The organism is Salinibacillus aidingensis, from assembly GCF_039522525.1.
Taxonomy (GTDB): domain Bacteria; phylum Bacillota; class Bacilli; order Bacillales; family Alkalibacillaceae; genus Salinibacillus; species Salinibacillus aidingensis.
The window spans coordinates 26,250-42,546 of record NZ_BAAADO010000003.1; the positions used below are offsets into that span (position 1 = coordinate 26,250).

Genomic DNA, 16,297 nt, shown 5'->3' on the forward strand with positions numbered 1-16,297 from the left:
GCTGGACAGAGAAAAGCGGAGGCGACTGTTCAGGTCATGCGGGATAAGACGAAGACATGGAGTGGCATGGTTTTGGCCACGAAATGGCTTTGGCTTATATCCGCCTTGACCTAGGAGCCGCAGCTGGACAAACGGGCGCTTTTGCCTTTGTTCCTATGGACGGTTCTCAATCCATTTTCTGTACTTCACAAATTTCTGAAACTCTGCAAAATCTCTTTTGGTCACTCCTGAGTCTATAGCGGTTTTTAAAAGATCAATCCACTCTTCATCGAGCTCAGCCAGTTCCTCAGATTCTATGCCTAATAAAAATTCCACAGATGTGTCCAGAGGCTGAGCGATTTTAGCCAGAATCTGTAAAGAAGGATTCTGCTGGAGGTTCCTTTCAATATTGCTTATGTAGGATTTGGATACTCCTGAGTGTTTCGCAAGCTCAGTCATTGAGTACCCCTTTGACTCTCTCAGACTTCTAATTCGCTCTCCAATCATATTTTTCTCCTTTTTAGGTATATTTTTAGTTTATCAGGTTTATAATGTTGGTGAGTTCATTATATAAAACAAAACATTCTTTATAAAATTACAAAATAATACGAAAAAAGGAGTTAAAAAGAGGAAAATAGGCCTTTAGTGTTCTTAATAAAGAAATTTAGCAGGTTTTAATGTTTTTATAAACGAACACCATATACTATACTCTACTCATGGTTCGTTACAAAGAACAAAGCGAACATAAATGATCGTGCTGAAGGGAGGAAATAGGTGTGAGATCGAGGTTGAAGAATATTCATAATCGGCAGCAGAGAAAGTTTATGAAAAAACAAAAGAAACTCGCATCTTCCTTTAAATTCTTAGGATTCTGGAGCGCAATGATTATTATTGCAACGATGCTAACGACAGGAACCGGAGCACTTGTAAATGATACTGAAAAGACACAAGGATCGATTCACGTAGCCTGGGATGACAACGGTGCGTGGGATAAGAGTTCTCTCGAATTTATCGGAGAAACTGGCAGCTGTAAGGCCCTACAGGCAACCGTAAGTAATGGAAAAGATTCAGAACCAATGGACGGTCCGGTAGATTTTGAAGTCTATTATGTTGAAAAAGGCCCCATTAAAAAAGGGGGGAAAATTATTGGTGAGAACATTTTCACTGGTAAAATTCCTGCCTTGGGAACTGGAGAAAAAACAGTGATTGAGGCTAACCCAAGTGAAGGTGACGGTAAATACATGTTTAAGGCATTTCAAAGGCCTGGACATCCAGGTAAAGGTGAACTGTGGAGTGATGAAATTGAACTAAACAATTGTGAACAGCAGGAACAAGATGATTCAGAAAACCAGTCAGGGCAAAACGATTCTGAAGAGAGTAATTCAAATCCCGAAAACAACGGAAATAATGGCAGTAATGGAAACCAGAACAAAAGTGACAATGGGAAAAAGAATGGCAAGCAAAATCCCCGTAATGAAGACAACGTAGAGAAGGGAAAGGATCAGCCAGAGGACGGCAAAACGGAGGATACAGATAAAACTGCTGTTAAAAAAGCAGATAAGAGTAAAGAGAACAGCCAAGAAGACACAAATGGCGAAACAAGTGACAGTGCAGAAGGTGATCATCCTGATAAAAGCAGTCAGACAGAGGATACAGCTGGAACATCACAAAAAGCAGGCAAAAGCACTGAAACAGAAAACTGAAACCTAACTTCTCTTTTTATATAACAAACACAAAGGAGGTTGAATCATGGAGACGCCAAAAAGAACGGAAACAAATTCTAAACGCAAGGTCAATTTTCCGACAAAATCAGTATTCAAGGTTATTAAAAACACACTTTATCTATTGGTCTGTGCGACTCTTCTATTAATGACGATTATCGTCCTTTCATCGAGAGCATCAGGTGGGGAACCGCAAATATTCGGATATCAATTTAAAACCGTTTTATCCGGTTCCATGGAGCCTACTTTTGAAACCGGATCCATTATTGTTGTGAAAGAAGTTGAAAATCCTGCGAGTTTACAAAAAGACGACATCATAACCTTCCAGGCCAACGAAAATGCATTAGTCACCCATAGAATCATAGAGAAGTTTACACAAGGAGATAACACGTTTTACCGCACACAGGGAGATAACAATGATGGACCTGACACGCAGCCGGTACTAAGTGACAATGTGGTCGCGAAATATAGCGGAGTCACAATTCCACTGATTGGCTATTTCTTGAACTTTGCAAGCTCACCAATGGGGACAGCAATTCTATTAATTGGACCTGGATTAATGTTACTGGGTTATGCCGTTTACTCATTCAGACTGGCACTTAGAGAATTAGACCGGCAAAACAAAGAAGCTGCAGCATCAACTGATACCGAGGCTTAATTTGTAAAGCGTGAATAATATTGGGTGTTCCCCCTGACAAGGGTTCACATACATACCCGTTATGGGTGAAATCTATTAAAGGAGGAATTTTTCATGAGTATGAAAAAGAAGATGGGCACAAGCATCTTAGCAGGTGCACTAGGTTTATCGTTGATTGGAGGAGGGACATGGGCAGCGTTTAACGACGTAGAGACTACTCAGAATTCATTGGCTAACGGTGTTCTTGATCTGGAATTTGGTGAAAAAAATACGGTTGATTTTGAATTGAGAAATCTTAAGCCAGGAGATCATTTTACGAAAACATTGCATTTGGTTCATGGGGATATGGCTACACTGGACATTAATCAAATTTTGGTTACAACGAAATCACTTGGTACATGGGAGGATAAAAATGTACTAGGGCTGGAAGATGGATCAAATACTGAGAAAGATTTCTTAAGCCAGTTTGAAGTAAGGATTGAAAAGGATGGCAGCCATGTATGGACGACAACTCTTGATAATCTAGTAGATGCGGGACCTAGGGATATTACTCTGACTGATAACGAAACTGTCGGTATGGCAATTGGAGATTCTGTTAAATATGACTTTACAGTAACATTTAAAGACGACCCAACACGCTTGGATGATAGCCGTTACTTTGAACAAAACAAATACCAGGGTGAAGAAGCCAGCTTTGAAATGGTGTTTGAAGCTACGCAAATGCCAGGTGAAGAAAGATTTAACGGCGACGATGCTGAATAAGGCTAATGCTTCAATGTCTATTAATCTAATTTTATAAAATGGAGGAGATTATATGAGTATCAAAAAGAAAATGACAATGGGCGCATTATCCGCCACAATGGGTCTTTCCCTCATTGCTGGAGGAACATTTGCGGCCGTTAATGATGTTGAACGTCAAGAAGCGGCTCTTGGTGCTGGGGAACTTGACTTAGAATTAAGACCAGATGGCGAAACACAGATGAATTTTAAATTAGGGAATTTAAAGCCAGGAGACTATTCTAAAGTAAGAGTTGACTTGCAAAACCATGGAACACTTGCAATTAAGGATGTACTGCTGGGAATGGATAATCTAAACTTTGACGATTGGGGTTACTCAATGGATGGAGAAACCTCTTACAGAGATACGAGTGAAGCTCCTGAAGGGACCGATTCTGATGTATTTGGGCCGAACACAGCCATGGAATATTTAGATCAGTTTGCCATTACTGCTGCTGTTGTTGGATACGAAGAAGGTGGTACTTATGATAAGAATATTGTTGCTGAGAACATCTCTTTAGCAGATTTTTATAAAGCAACAAGCTTAGAATACACTGGTTCTGATAAACAGGACGCTATTGATACAGTTGCTAGCTCTGTAAATGGATTAAGCTATGTAAAAGATGGGGATGCAGAAGGGGTTAACGGCATGAATGTTTCCACCATTGATCAGAATGAATGGTATGGTGTGACCGTAAATCCAAATGATCATGATGTTTTGGAACTAACCATTGAATATATTAGCAGTGAAGAAAAAGGACATAACGAAGATAGCGACTTATATATTCAAAACAAATTCAACGGTGACAGCGCGGACTTTGACTTAGTCTTCGAAGCACGTCAATGGGGCGGTCAAGAAGTGACTGAAGATGACATTGGTGATGGTGTAGAAGGCAGTGGAGAAGATGGATACGTTGAGACAAACGAGCGAGCGAACAACGGTGATGCATATGGAAATGAGGGAGAAGCAGGAGAACCTAGATAAGCATTAGCTCAAGGTGGGGAATTTTCTCCCCACCTCCTTTAAAAACGAATAGAGGTGAAACCAATGAGGATAAAAAGAAAACTGGCAACAGGCGCACTTAGTGCATGCGTAGGTATTTCTTTAATTGGAACAGGCACATGGGCGGCAGTAAACGATGTGGAAAAACAAACAGCTGAGTTTGCTGCTGGGAAACTTGACTTTGAAATCCAGCCTATAAATTTAGGAGAACACCGGATTCCGTATACATTTGAAGTCTCGAATTTAAAACCTGGGGATTCAATGTATAGAGCATTTACGATTGATAATGTTGGCTCATTAGCAATTAAGGAAGTTTTACTCGATACAATCGCATCCAATTTTAAAAATGGAAACAATGAGTTTGTTGAGCAATTGGGGTCTGATAATGATGTGGATGAATTTTTAGATCAATATCAGGTGAATGTTTTATGGGTAACAAGCAGGAGTTTAATAGATTTAGATCCTGATGTTATCCAGGAATTTTACGATGACCACTTCAGTATTATCAATTCTGAAGACGAAATCACCCTTAAAGATTTAAAATATAACGATTTTCCATCAGATGTAGTAACAGGCTCTGACGGTCGTATAAGTATTGCCCCAAATAATGAAGGCGGACTATTTATTGACAGGGATAAATTTGACGGGCTCCCAGTAACACCAGACGACAAAGAAGCGGTCCTTATTGGAATCACCATGAAAGACGATAAAAATCGAAAATCAGAAGGACCGGCCAAAGGTGAATTTCTCCAAAACCAGTTCATGGGTGACTCCGTTGATATCACATTCTCATTTGAAGGAACCCAATGGGAAGGCATTGAAGTTTCGGAGGAGGGCTACATTAAAGAGAACGAAAAGGCCCACTCCGGAGACTATTAATCTTTTAATTTAGTCTGAGGGTTCATTCCCTGATAAAAGGTGAGGTAATACCATGAAAAAATTACTGGTTCTCCTATTGAGCTGTATCATAATTTTTGCGTTTCCTACATATTTGGAAGCGACAATAAATGGGGAGAAGGATCAGAGTATAGATATTGCAACAAGTCCCCATAATGTCTTTTTTAATCTGCAAAACCTGAAACCCGGAGATTTTTCCACGAAAGAAATGACCATTTATAACAAGGGCGAAGGAGACTTTAACTATCTGTTCACAAACCGTTTCCTCAATGGATCTGAGAAATTATACAATGAATTTCTTTTAACCGTTCGTGATAAAAATGAGGTTTTGTTTGATGGGAAACTGAAAAATTTTGAAGAACTGGCGTCACGGGAGCTGAAAAGTGGTGACTCCGAGGTTTTAACATTTAAAGTTGAAATGCCATATGAACTAGGGAATGAATTTCAAGGATTATCCGCGGAATTTCAATTTAAAGTATTTGTGGAGGGTACCCTTGGTGGAGCCATCCCTGTAGAGCATAGACTTCCGGAAACCAGCACAAACATGTTTAATTACATGATTTTAGGGATCGTACTGATACTTGGCGGCGGATCTCTATACTATTTTCAAAAAAGAAAAAGAAATATAGATGAAGAGTAAGCCTTGATTAGACGGATGGAAATCAAGGCTTGTTTTATTGATAAATGAACCTCAAACATCTACATTTCCACCTGAAAGCACGCACACTACATTATTATCGTTAATTCCTAATTTTCCATTCATTGCAGCTGCTACGGTCACTGCACTTGAAGGTTCAATCAGCTGTTTCATTCGTTCCAGCACAAACTTCTGAGCCTGTTTGATCTCTTCATCTGAAACCAGGACAAGGTCATCCAGAAATTTTTGAAGAACAGGAAATGTCATATGTCCAGGCTGACTGGTTCTGAGTCCATCAGCAATCGTGGTGGTCGCAGGTATCGCTGTGATCTTTTTATTTTTCAAAGAAAGAAATGTATCGTTAGCTGTATCAGGTTCAACCCCGATGACCTTCACTTTTGGCTTCGTTTGTTTAATAGCTGTCAAAATCCCTGATATTAAACCGCCACCACCAATAGGAACAACAACAGCATCAACATCCTCCAGTTGCTCCATGATTTCTAAACCGATGGTGCCCTGCCCAGCCATTATCAAGGGATCATCATAGGGTGGAATAAACATCCCGTTATGTTCGTCTGCCAGCTCTTTTGCTCTTGGTAGCCGTTCTGCTGACGTGGTTCCACACTCCTCAATTTTTCCTCCGTAGGCTTTGATTGCGTTTTTCTTGCTTTCGGCTGAATCAACAGGTGTCACAATAGTAGCCTGTATACCTAATTGCCGGGCTATATAGGCCACCGCCTGACCGTGGTTCCCGCTTGAGGCTGCAGTTACATATGTAGTTCCTTCCCGTGCGGCCTTCCTTACTTTATTGGAAGCTCCGCGAATTTTAAACGACCCGGTTTTCTGCAAGTGTTCTGCTTTAAAATACATCTCATTCCCGCATATTTCACTAAGCTGAGAAGAATGGAGAATAGGGGTTTCATGAATGTAATCAGCGATGTTTTCACGAGCCTGTAAAATATCATGCACGATAATCATGTCAGCTCACCTTCCTTTTACATCTATTATGAATGAAGACATAAGCGTCTGGAATCCTTCTGCAAAAAGTTTTATTGTTTACTAATAGTAACATACACCCATGATTTTGGTCTGTCTTATGTGTAAGGATTATGCTTAATTGCCACTCTGTTTCTATTCGTGGTGCCATAATATGCAGGGACTTGTTCGAATGGAGAGGTTGGATGATGGTCCCATGAAAGAGGGGAGCGAGTGGAAGGAAACAAGAAAGATGTTTGGAAAAGAGGCCTATGAACATTTTGAAGTTGTCGAGCTTAAGGAGGCGGAAAAAATTGTCCTTCGCTGTGACGGAACGAAAGGAACAACAGGCAAAGGAGAATTTATTTTTACATACCGAATCACTTCATCAGAAGAACGATCAGAAATCACCCTTAATGGTGAGATAAAGGGGCTCACTGGCTTGACAAAACTGTTTGGAAAGATGATGGCGGGCTCCTTCAAGAAAGCCTGTGCCAAGGATCTCGATGCGCTAATAACATATTTGGAGAGGGGATAAACCATTACCATAATTATGAATTTGCATGGTGGGACAGTTCATTTATTAAAAAATTTGATAGATGAAACATTCAATTCATAAAGCGATTGTTCACTGAGAACAGTCGCTTTATTTATTAATAATGCTTAATTGGATCAGGATTTCATAGCAGAAAGCTCTAATGTATGCTTTGAGCTTTTAAAAAATCCTTCGTTAAGAAACAATCCCTCCAGGTGGTTTATTTAAGTGATGATTACAGAGCTTAAAACAAGGAGGAAATCATCTTGGAAACCATCAATAGCAGCCAGCGATATGGATACTCTTATCGATAGTCTTTTTCAGTATTCCAAATTGGATATCGAACAAATACCGTTAGAAATGGAGAAGGTAGATTTATATTCTTATTTTGCTGATTTTATCGATGAATTGGCATTTGATTTAGAAAAAGAAGGGGGGACGGCAACCCTGCATGCGAATGAAAATAATTCCTACCTGGTGGAAGCAGATCGGGAGCAGCTTAGACGAGTTGTCACTAATATCGTTCAAAACAGCTTAAAATATATCAATAAGGATCGTAAAAAAATCAGGGTCCATTTAGAATCTGAGAACCAGTCTCAGCAGGTCAGGGTTGAAATAAAGGATAATGGAAGTGGAATCGCTGAGGAAGATATCCCTCACCTTTTCGAAAGCTTTTACCGAACAGATGCATCAAGAAATTCTTCAACAGGAGGCAGTGGACTTGGGCTGGCTATCGTTAAAAGAATCATTGAAGAGCATGGTGGCCACGTTTGGGCTGAAAGTGAACCTGGAGAAGGAACGAGCGTTTATTTTACTTTGAAGAAGGTGTCATCATGAAAAGGATTTTGATTGTTGAGGATGAAATGGATATTGCTGAACTGGAAAGAGATTATCTGGAAGTGAATGGCTATCTCTGTGACATTACCTCAACTGGTGAACAAGGAGTAAGGATGACAGAAGAGAAGGATTATGACCTTATCATTCTGGACTTAATGCTGCCGGGTGTGGATGGCTTTGATATATGCAGGCAACTGCGGGAAAGACTCGATATCCCGATATTAATGGTGACAGCGCGAAAAGAGGACATTGATAAAATTCGCGGGTTTGATCGTGGTGTCGATGATTATATCCAGAAGCCTTTTAACCCGAGTGAGCTTGTTGCAAGGGTAAAAGCTCACCTATCCAGGTATGATCGACTTGTAAATAGAAATCCTGAACCAGATGAGATCCGTATGAGAGGACTGCATATGGACCTTAGTGCACGAAGGATTTATGTCAATGGAGAGGAAAAAGAGTTGCGGGCAAAGGAATTTGATTTATTAGTTTTACTGGCGTCAAATCCTGATCGTGTGTTTACTAAAGAAGAATTATTTGAGCGAATCTGGGGCATTGACTCGTTGGGAGATATAACCACCGTCACGGTCCATATAAGGAAAATACGGGAAAAGATAGAGGAATCTCCCGCCAGCCCTACGTATATTGAAACGATATGGGGGGTAGGCTATCGATTTAAAAAATAAAAAGGGGAATGACATAAGCGAAGTTCACAGGAGCTTCGTTTTTCTTGTAGAAGGATTAAGTTAAAATGGTGATACTTGTTATGATTTTATAGAACGGTTTGTAAAGAATCTATCTGGTTGAGATTTTTTGATATCAGGTACTGAATTTAAAGGAGGAATCGCACATGACACAGAAAAATGACGGGAACAATCAAAAGGAGCTGTCTTTGGAACAGCGGGAGGAATTACTCCGAGTATTACAGGCACGCTTTGAGAAGAATATGCACCGGCATAAGGAACTTGATTGGGCTCAAATCCAGGAAAGGCTGGAAGGGAATCCCGATAAACTGTGGTCACTTAATGAAATGGAAAGAACGGAAGGTGAACCGGATGTAATTGGGTATTATGAAAAGACGGAGAAGTATATATTTTGCGATTGTTCAACGGAAAGTCCTAAAGGCCGGAGAAGTGTTTGTTATGATCGTGAGGCATTGGAGTCCCGGAAAAAAAATAAACCGGAAAATTCCGCAATGGATATGGCTGCTGAGATGGGCATTGAACTTTTAACAAAAGAACAGTATCGTACGTTGCAGGATCTGGAGGATTTTGATAAGAAAACTTCGAGCTGGGTACGAACACCATCTGATATCAGAGAACTCGGCGGTGCACTTTTTTGTGACTTCCGTTATGGACATGTTTTCGTGTATCACAATGGTGCTTCGTCGTACTATAGCTCGAGAGGATTTCGCGGGTTGCTGAGGGTTTGAATTTACAGGGCTGTTTAAAAAATCAAATGACGGGAAAATAACTTATAAAGATTTTAGAAAACATAAGAGTTTGCAGCTGACAACCCTGAATTGGACAAGCGGGTAACCTACTGGAACAGAGAGAAAAAAAGAATACGCTCAGGCTTTTCGATATAGTAGAAATTTTTAAGTCCATTGCTCATTTATTTTGCGGAATGGAACATACTAATAAAAAATGCTGCCTTGTGAAGAGACAAAAATGGCATGCAGACGGGAAAATACCCGGGGGTACCGCATCCATCGGTTACGATATGAGGACTATATGTTTAGTGAATTATCGGAATACTCTTTTATATATCAAAAGTTCCTTATCGCGCCGAAAAAATGTTATAATTCTGATGTATGTTACTTAGTAATGTAATGATTGATAGGAGTGAAATAAATGCAGGAAAAACATTTAGACAGAATGAAAAACGGAAAAGGCTTTATTGCTGCACTTGACCAAAGTGGTGGAAGTACACCAAAAGCACTTGCTGGGTATGGAGTGACAGAAGATCAATATTCAACTGAGGACGAAATGTTTGATCTTGTACATGAGATGAGAACTCGAATTATTACAGCACCAGCCTTTGATCCTGAGAAGATTCTTGGCGCTATTCTATTTGAGCAGACCATGGATCGCGAAATCGAAGGAAAATATACTGGCGATTACTTAGCAAATGTAAAAGGTATTGTACCATTCCTTAAAGTGGATAAAGGTCTTGCTGAAGAATCTAATGGTGTTCAGAAAATGAAACCTATTCATGACCTGGACGAAACGCTGAAGAGAGCCAATGAGCGTGGAATGTTCGGAACTAAAATGCGTTCTGTAATCAAAGAAGCAAACGAAGAAGGCATTAAAGAAGTTGTCGATCAGCAATTTGAAGTTGGTCAGAAGATTATTGATGCCGGACTTGTTCCAATTATTGAGCCTGAGGTAGACATTAACAGTGCCGATAAAGCACAATCCGAGGAAATCTTAAAACAGGAAATCAAAAAGCATCTTGACCAGTTAAATGAAAATGAACTTGTTATGCTGAAGCTTTCCATTCCAACAAATCCAAATCACTATAAAGAGCTCATCGATCATCCACAGGTTGTCCGTGTTGTTGCTCTATCTGGCGGATATTCCCGTGATGAAGCAAACGAAAAGCTTAAGGATAACGAAGGGCTAATCGCAAGCTTCTCCAGAGCTCTTAGTGCAGAATTAAGAGTTAATCAGTCTGACGAAGAGTTCAACACTACATTAAAAGAAGCTGTTGATTCCATTTATGACGCTTCTGTAAATAAAAATAACTAATAAAAGCCTTTCAGAGTAAAAGGTCAAAAATCCTCACAAATGAACTGTCATTTGTGAGGATTTTTTTCGACAACATTCGACCGATTTCGGGTGGTGGCAGGCACCCCGTAAAAGATCTGCCACCCGATAATCCCATTGACCGCAGCCATGAGTCCGAATAATAGATAGTCCCCGTATGGTTCGGGCAGAACTAGATCCAATCCTAACCACATACCAGCTGTAGAAGCCCCAATCAACGCACCGATCAGCCCTTTATACAATCTCTTCATGTCTATGCACACACCACCTTATGAATATAAATAAAGTCCCTTATATAGACATCTTATGATGAGAATACCCCGATATAACAAGAATCTTGTCTAAAGGTTGTCCCAGTACTTCCTTGGGACTGTCCCTCATCGCACTAAAGCACTAAAGCATCTTGTAGTGCATTCTGCCTACACACTCTCCATCGATTTAGTTATTTGGTAATATTGACCATTTAATGAAATAGCATCAATGTTAATTGTAAAAGATTGCCGTTATAAGGGGTGTGTAGGGATTGAAAAAGTTTGCTTTGCTATTATTCTGTTTCATTATTGCTTTATCTGCCTGCAGTAAAGATGATGCATCACAGAACAAGTCAGATGCAAAGACAGGAGCTGAGAATCAGCAGAGTCAGGAGAACGATTTACTCGACATCTCCGGTCTTTCCGCTGTGGATCCTTCCAGGGAGGGCATGAAGAATCAGACTGGTGGAATTTTAATGGAGGAGCTGTCTGTACAGCAGGAACTGGACATGAATGTAGAAGAATTTATGTCTGAAAAGAAACAGGAGCTGACAGGTCAGTTAGAAACAATAGCCGCTGAGACAGAGGACCCGGAGAAGCTGGAACATGCCTTGATACAATTACTCGGTACACCAAATTATGCTTCAGCCATAGAGACAGCCGAAGCTTATAAGCCCGAATTTCCAGCGCCCGATTTACCCGGTGCAAAGCGGGCAAATGAAGAAGAGGAAGGGAAAATCGCTGAAAATGGAAAAGCTATCCTTTTATTGGATGCCAGCTCCAGCATGCTGTTAAAGGTCGATGGAAAAGTGAAAATGAATATTGCCAAAGATGCCGTTCAGGAGTTTGCAGATGTAATCGGTCAGGAACAGGATGTATCCCTGATTGTTTATGGACATAAAGGCTCAGAAGCTGACGCCGATAAACAAAAATCCTGTAAGGGGATTGAGGAAATTTATCAGATGGGTCCCTATGACAAAGAGGAATTTGGAGCATCGCTGAATAAATTTGAAAGTAAGGGATGGACACCATTAGCTGGTGCGATTGATAAAGCCGCCGAAATGAGTAAAGGGATGAAAGGTGAAATAACAGTCTATATTGTAAGCGATGGGGTCGAGACCTGTGATGGAGATCCGGTTGCATCCGCCGAGTCATTTGTTGAAGATAATGATCATCGTAAGGTAAATATTATCGGTTTTAATGTAGATCAAGATGCAGAAGAGCAACTGAAAACTGTCTCAGATGCTGGAAATGGTGAGTATTACTCTGCGGATCATGCAGACGATTTAAAGGAAACCATTGAATATGAATGGCTGCCTTCCCGGGTTGACTTAGCATGGGCTCATACGAAAGCGCCAGGCCCATGGGAAATTTTAGACAAATATGATGAGTATGATGTGGATCATGATAAAATCAGAGCACTGGTAAAAAAGGAAAATGAGAGATATGATGAGGCTGTGTCGATTTTACAGGAGGAAGAATTGGTTTCCGATGAAGTCGTCGATCAATTAAGGGATTTAATATCAGAACATTATAGCCTTCGATTTGATGAACTTCAGGAGTTAAGGTCAGAAAAGTTGGATGAAGTCGATGCAATCGCCGATGATATCAGGGAACGCGTAGATCAATGGAAAGAAGAAATGAGCAGAAAAAAAGATGAACAAGGCGACCTGTGGTAATTCGACAAAATTCGGGTGGTGACAGGCACCACATCAAGGAGGAACATCATTGAACAAGAAAGACATCGCCAATATTCGTAAACAATTTAAAGTAAATAATGACCTACTGACGATTAGTGAAATTTTTAATGTGTATATTATGAAAGAGTCCAGCGAGGTTTATCATTATCAAAGCATGCCTTTTGAAATGCTGGAAGAGGAACAGAAGGAACTATTTATGAATAACTTTAAAAAGGTCCTAACCGGTCAGCTCGACCAGAAACTATTTGAACTTAAATTCCAGCGTGATGCGGAAAACAGCAGTCAGCTCATTCTTCATCAGGGAATGCTTAGTCAAACCTCTGAAGACTGGACGAATCAAATGCTTCAAATCGTAGAAAAAATGCTAAAGGATAAGCAGTATGAAATGGATATTGTTGTAACCTTTATCCGCGGCGAATACATGAAGCCAATGAAAAAACGCAATGACGAGGCGGAAGAAAGTGAACGGGACACGGTTTATTCCCATCCTTTTATTCTTTGCAGTGTGAACCAAACGCAGGATCCGAAAAAAGAACTGCTGTTTGACTATGTGGAGAAGGAATTTAAGTATAATATTGCAGTTGATCCCGTTATCGATCTGAAAGCTCCCATCTCTGGATTTTTGTTTCCCACCATTACAGACAATGCGTCAGATGTTAATTACATCCTTTATTCAGCCGGGAAAGACGCTGATATGAATGAACATTTTATTGAGGAAGTCATAAATGCAGAAGAAGTAATCACAGCAGAGGAAGAGAAATTTGTTTTTGAGGAAGTTGTCAAGAACGTAGCCGGGGAACAAATGAATACGTCCACCCTGTCCAATGTTTACGAAGAGGTTCACCGTGTGCTGGAAGAAAATGAGGAAGAGGATACCCCGAAATTAGATTACAAAGATGTTGAAAAGGTTTTAAAGAGCAGCGGAGTCGAGAATATAAATGAGGAAAGGCTGGAAACAGCCTTTAAGAGCGTTGTTGATGATGAAAAGTATGAGCTGAAGGCAAGTAACATCATTCCGAAATATGACTCAAAATCAATCAAAATCAAAACAAAGGTAGCGGATATTTCCATAAGTCCGCAAGACCTTAGTTATGTTCGCCAGGTTGACGTAAATGGAAAGCTTTACTTAATGATTGAAGTTGAAGAAAATACTGTGATAGATGGCTTTGAAATGATCCCGGAGGCTTTATTCAAAAAGGCACCGGAAGATACAGAGTAAGCAGCACGCCCTCATAAGTGAATTCAAACCGAGAATTGATGTCCACACTTGCGCCTTTGTTTTCTTGTCCAGGACTATTTGTGATTAAGAAATCATTAGAAGCTACGTTCGCCTGCAGCGCACAGCGACTAGTGAGATTAACTAGTGAGATTTCCTTCACATAAACCACATTAATCATCAGAGAATAACGCTGCTTTTAATGGACAGACTAAGACTGATATTGTTGGGACACATGTCCAACTTCTATTGGACCTAAGATTAGACCGTCAGTCCCATAAGATCATCAATGGAGGGGCAAAACATGGTTAAAGATTCACATGCACCGAAGAAGCAAAGAAACGATAAGGATCGAATACCTGCTGAACAAAGAAGAGGAAAAGGGAAATCAAATTCCAGAGGTGGACGTAATTAATCAGTGCTTTTTTCTGCATGCAATAGTACAACAAAATAAGGGATGCTGAATGGGCATCCCTTAGCTAAATTCATTCCATTTTCCTTCAGTAACTGAGGATATCGTGTTAAAAGAAATCAGCGAGATAAGTCTGCCGCTTTGGAATAATCATTTCCAATTGCTCAATTGCTTTTTCATCTCCATCCAATAAACCTGCAAGATAATATTCCATGGGGCGTTTAAAGCCCAACAGCATACTGCTTAAAATTTGTATTGAGCAATAAATGGCAGGCTGCTGTATCTGGGAGTGGCTAAATGTCACACTGGTGGTATCTTTGGATAAGTTCAGGATATAAGTCCCTGTATTTTCCGGGAAAAATTCATCATCAACCATAATCCCCAGAGAAAGCAAAACGTTTTTGGAGGTACGATCAAAAGGATAACTTTTTAAAAAGGCTTGGACATCAACAATTCGTGCCATAAAATATGGGTTGATAGTTTGATCAAACCGTGGCTCATCAATGAAAAGGGGAAGGAGGTCATTTTCAGGAACAACCATTTTCACCTTTTTGGCCATGGAGTCATGATTGCCAATAAAATGTAGTAATTGTCTCAGTCCTGCCACATGGCTATATACCATTTCCCCGATATTCATGATCTCATCTTTTACCACATACATCACATAACCTACAGGGGTTTTTTGATTATTATAGGCCACAGCGATGTTATATTCATCCTTTAAGACACGCTGTTTCCACCATTTCTCGTCTCGATTGAGCATCCCGTTAAAGTTTTCTGCGTATTCGTTATATAACTGATTAAGTAAGGGAATATCCTGTTTGATACGCCTTACAAAACCGTTTATTTCCCAGTTCTTTTTAAATTTCTCAGTAAGAATCGTATACGTTTTTTCATTAAAAGCATATTCCCAGCCGTATTTTCGGTAAAAAGGAAAGGAGAAAGGGTGAAGAAACGAGATTGTCTGGCCATTTGCCTTCATATGGTTTAAAGCGTGGAAAAGTAATTGCTTTACCATTCCCTGTCTGCGATATTCCGGCCACGTGGCAACCCCGCCAATTCCTCCCATCTTAAAGTTCTTTCCATTGATATAGCAGTTTAATGGAAGGAGGTGCAATTTAGCCGCCAAACCTTCACGATCCTTCCATCCCCATATGATGTGCCGCTTAGCTTCTTCCTTCTTTTTACTTAATTGTTCCTCACTTAAATTGTATTGAAAGGCAAATTGGGAAAGTTCAAAAATCTCTTCAAAATCTTCAACTGACAATTTATGTATCTTACTCAAGATAGAACCTCCTTCTATAGGTATTGCTCAAACGCTTACTTAGGGGTTATTTTACCATACACTGACATAAATGATATGAAGAACGGGAATTTCAGGTGTGTATGGGCGCAATTGATCTAAAAATACTTCATCACAAAATCTTCTATGGCCACCCCTCTGATAACAGGCATCGTGCTGCATACAAAAATAATCAAGCGCATTAACGGGGGGACCCGGACCTCTGCAGCCCGGGCCACAATAACGATATCCCGGCAGGCACGGCATCGCTTTCACCTCATCAATTCAATGACATATCATTCAGAATTATCCATAGTATATGTAAGAGGAAATACCAGTGTAATAGGCAAAACATAAATGATGAATGAAAAGGGATTTCAAATGGAGGATGTACTTTAAGACAAGCCAGGAGTCATGAATTTTTTATGAAAAATATCTCATTTTTAGCTAAACAGGTTTACAAAAATTTACTTTTTATATATAATATATATTCGTTGTATAATGGAATATATGTTAATCTTGAACATAGATTCTTATGATGAACTGTCGATGGCAAAAATAGGATAAATTGCTGTTAAAATCTATCAGTCTAAAAAACGAAAAAAAGTTGACTTCACGACGAAGGATATATAAAATCATGTTTTATGAAGCTATTAAATTATAAGCCTATGAG

General features: G+C 39.9%; 18 protein-coding genes. 13 read left to right on the top strand and 5 right to left on the bottom strand.

The features are described from left to right. Positions 1 to 153: 153 nt before the first annotated feature. Positions 154 to 486 carry a helix-turn-helix domain-containing protein gene (locus tag ABD006_RS06850; RefSeq protein WP_343839093.1) on the bottom strand — a complete coding sequence of 111 codons (333 nt, stop codon included), beginning with the start codon at positions 484 to 486 and terminating at the stop codon, positions 154 to 156. A 269-nt stretch (positions 487 to 755) separates the two neighbouring features. Here ABD006_RS06850 and tapA point away from each other — a divergent pair, with 269 nt between their 5' ends. From tapA to ABD006_RS06880, 6 genes are all read left to right on the top strand, one after another. Next, entirely contained in the window at positions 756 to 1,682 is a 927-nt protein-coding gene (gene tapA / locus ABD006_RS06855) for an amyloid fiber anchoring/assembly protein TapA (RefSeq protein WP_343839095.1), read from the top strand. A gap of 46 nt (positions 1,683 to 1,728) precedes the next feature. Next, on the top strand, positions 1,729 to 2,358 hold the full coding sequence (gene sipW, locus ABD006_RS06860) for a signal peptidase I SipW (RefSeq protein ID WP_343839097.1): 630 nt from the start codon (positions 1,729 to 1,731) through the stop codon (positions 2,356 to 2,358). A gap of 93 nt (positions 2,359 to 2,451) precedes the next feature. Continuing rightward, complete coding sequence (locus tag ABD006_RS06865) at positions 2,452 to 3,099, top strand: TasA family protein (protein ID WP_343839099.1); 648 nt, start codon at positions 2,452 to 2,454, stop codon at positions 3,097 to 3,099. A 52-nt stretch (positions 3,100 to 3,151) separates the two neighbouring features. Continuing rightward, entirely contained in the window at positions 3,152 to 4,099 is a 948-nt protein-coding gene (locus ABD006_RS06870; protein ID WP_343839101.1) for a TasA family protein, read from the top strand. A gap of 63 nt (positions 4,100 to 4,162) precedes the next feature. Continuing rightward, positions 4,163 to 4,996, top strand: a complete 834-nt coding sequence (locus tag ABD006_RS06875; protein WP_343839103.1) for a TasA family protein — start codon at positions 4,163 to 4,165, stop codon at positions 4,994 to 4,996. Positions 4,997 to 5,048: 52 nt separating this feature from the next. After that, on the top strand, positions 5,049 to 5,654 hold the full coding sequence (locus ABD006_RS06880; protein ID WP_343839105.1) for an LPXTG cell wall anchor domain-containing protein: 606 nt from the start codon (positions 5,049 to 5,051) through the stop codon (positions 5,652 to 5,654). 51 nt (positions 5,655 to 5,705) lie between these two features. Here the strand turns inward: ABD006_RS06880 and ABD006_RS06885 are convergent, their stop codons facing one another. After that, complete coding sequence (locus ABD006_RS06885; RefSeq protein ID WP_343839107.1) at positions 5,706 to 6,629, bottom strand: threonine ammonia-lyase; 924 nt, start codon at positions 6,627 to 6,629, stop codon at positions 5,706 to 5,708. A gap of 172 nt (positions 6,630 to 6,801) precedes the next feature. Here ABD006_RS06885 and ABD006_RS06890 point away from each other — a divergent pair, with 172 nt between their 5' ends. The 5 genes from ABD006_RS06890 to ABD006_RS06910 all read left to right on the top strand — a co-directional run bounded on the left by ABD006_RS06890 (position 6,802) and on the right by ABD006_RS06910 (position 10,745). After that, the gene (locus ABD006_RS06890) at positions 6,802 to 7,164 is read left to right on the top strand and encodes an SRPBCC family protein (RefSeq protein ID WP_343839109.1); all 363 of its coding nucleotides are present in this window, start codon (positions 6,802 to 6,804) and stop codon (positions 7,162 to 7,164) included. 228 nt (positions 7,165 to 7,392) lie between these two features. Further along, positions 7,393 to 7,998, top strand: a complete 606-nt coding sequence (locus tag ABD006_RS06895) for a sensor histidine kinase (protein ID WP_343840244.1) — start codon at positions 7,393 to 7,395, stop codon at positions 7,996 to 7,998. After that, positions 7,995 to 8,681 carry a response regulator transcription factor gene (locus tag ABD006_RS06900; protein WP_343839111.1) on the top strand — a complete coding sequence of 229 codons (687 nt, stop codon included), beginning with the start codon at positions 7,995 to 7,997 and terminating at the stop codon, positions 8,679 to 8,681. Before ABD006_RS06895 ends, ABD006_RS06900 begins: the two co-directional genes overlap by 4 nt. A gap of 164 nt (positions 8,682 to 8,845) precedes the next feature. Then, positions 8,846 to 9,427 (top strand): DUF4256 domain-containing protein, encoded by a 582-nt coding sequence (locus ABD006_RS06905; protein ID WP_343839113.1) that lies wholly within the window; start codon positions 8,846 to 8,848, stop codon positions 9,425 to 9,427. Positions 9,428 to 9,848: 421 nt separating this feature from the next. Beyond that, a complete protein-coding gene (locus tag ABD006_RS06910; RefSeq protein ID WP_343839115.1) occupies positions 9,849 to 10,745 on the top strand; it encodes a fructose bisphosphate aldolase in 897 nt (298 codons plus the stop codon). Between the two features lie 47 nt (positions 10,746 to 10,792). On the opposite strand, the gene ABD006_RS06915 is transcribed toward ABD006_RS06910, so the two are convergent. Further along, complete coding sequence (locus ABD006_RS06915) at positions 10,793 to 11,014, bottom strand: hypothetical protein (RefSeq protein ID WP_343839117.1); 222 nt, start codon at positions 11,012 to 11,014, stop codon at positions 10,793 to 10,795. Between the two features lie 272 nt (positions 11,015 to 11,286). On the opposite strand from ABD006_RS06915, the gene ABD006_RS06920 reads away from it, so the two are divergent. Both ABD006_RS06920 and ABD006_RS06925 read left to right on the top strand, forming a co-directional pair. Beyond that, a complete protein-coding gene (locus ABD006_RS06920) occupies positions 11,287 to 12,693 on the top strand; it encodes a vWA domain-containing protein (protein WP_343839119.1) in 1,407 nt (468 codons plus the stop codon). 49 nt (positions 12,694 to 12,742) lie between these two features. Beyond that, positions 12,743 to 13,933 (top strand): DUF4317 domain-containing protein, encoded by a 1,191-nt coding sequence (locus tag ABD006_RS06925; RefSeq protein ID WP_343839121.1) that lies wholly within the window; start codon positions 12,743 to 12,745, stop codon positions 13,931 to 13,933. 518 nt (positions 13,934 to 14,451) lie between these two features. Here ABD006_RS06925 and ABD006_RS06930 read toward each other — a convergent pair. Next, the gene (locus tag ABD006_RS06930) at positions 14,452 to 15,627 is read right to left on the bottom strand and encodes a GNAT family N-acetyltransferase (RefSeq protein ID WP_343839123.1); all 1,176 of its coding nucleotides are present in this window, start codon (positions 15,625 to 15,627) and stop codon (positions 14,452 to 14,454) included. Positions 15,628 to 15,678: 51 nt separating this feature from the next. Then, the gene (locus ABD006_RS06935) at positions 15,679 to 15,891 is read right to left on the bottom strand and encodes a hypothetical protein (RefSeq protein WP_343839125.1); all 213 of its coding nucleotides are present in this window, start codon (positions 15,889 to 15,891) and stop codon (positions 15,679 to 15,681) included. Positions 15,892 to 16,297 lie beyond the last annotated feature (406 nt).

Coding starts and splice junctions, on each gene's coding strand:
- ABD006_RS06870 (WP_343839101.1), top strand. CDS start 3,152: ATGAGTATCAAAAAGAAAATGACAATGGGCGCATTATCCGCCACAATG.
- ABD006_RS06895 (WP_343840244.1), top strand. CDS start 7,393: ATGATTACAGAGCTTAAAACAAGGAGGAAATCATCTTGGAAACCATCA.
- ABD006_RS06850 (WP_343839093.1), bottom strand. CDS start 486: ATGATTGGAGAGCGAATTAGAAGTCTGAGAGAGTCAAAGGGGTACTCA.
- ABD006_RS06880 (WP_343839105.1), top strand. CDS start 5,049: ATGAAAAAATTACTGGTTCTCCTATTGAGCTGTATCATAATTTTTGCG.
- ABD006_RS06900 (WP_343839111.1), top strand. CDS start 7,995: ATGAAAAGGATTTTGATTGTTGAGGATGAAATGGATATTGCTGAACTG.
- ABD006_RS06915 (WP_343839117.1), bottom strand. CDS start 11,014: ATGAAGAGATTGTATAAAGGGCTGATCGGTGCGTTGATTGGGGCTTCT.
- ABD006_RS06910 (WP_343839115.1), top strand. CDS start 9,849: ATGCAGGAAAAACATTTAGACAGAATGAAAAACGGAAAAGGCTTTATT.
- ABD006_RS06875 (WP_343839103.1), top strand. CDS start 4,163: ATGAGGATAAAAAGAAAACTGGCAACAGGCGCACTTAGTGCATGCGTA.
- ABD006_RS06905 (WP_343839113.1), top strand. CDS start 8,846: ATGACACAGAAAAATGACGGGAACAATCAAAAGGAGCTGTCTTTGGAA.
- ABD006_RS06890 (WP_343839109.1), top strand. CDS start 6,802: ATGCAGGGACTTGTTCGAATGGAGAGGTTGGATGATGGTCCCATGAAA.
- ABD006_RS06935 (WP_343839125.1), bottom strand. CDS start 15,891: ATGCCGTGCCTGCCGGGATATCGTTATTGTGGCCCGGGCTGCAGAGGT.
- ABD006_RS06885 (WP_343839107.1), bottom strand. CDS start 6,629: ATGATTATCGTGCATGATATTTTACAGGCTCGTGAAAACATCGCTGAT.
- sipW (WP_343839097.1), top strand. CDS start 1,729: ATGGAGACGCCAAAAAGAACGGAAACAAATTCTAAACGCAAGGTCAAT.
- ABD006_RS06865 (WP_343839099.1), top strand. CDS start 2,452: ATGAGTATGAAAAAGAAGATGGGCACAAGCATCTTAGCAGGTGCACTA.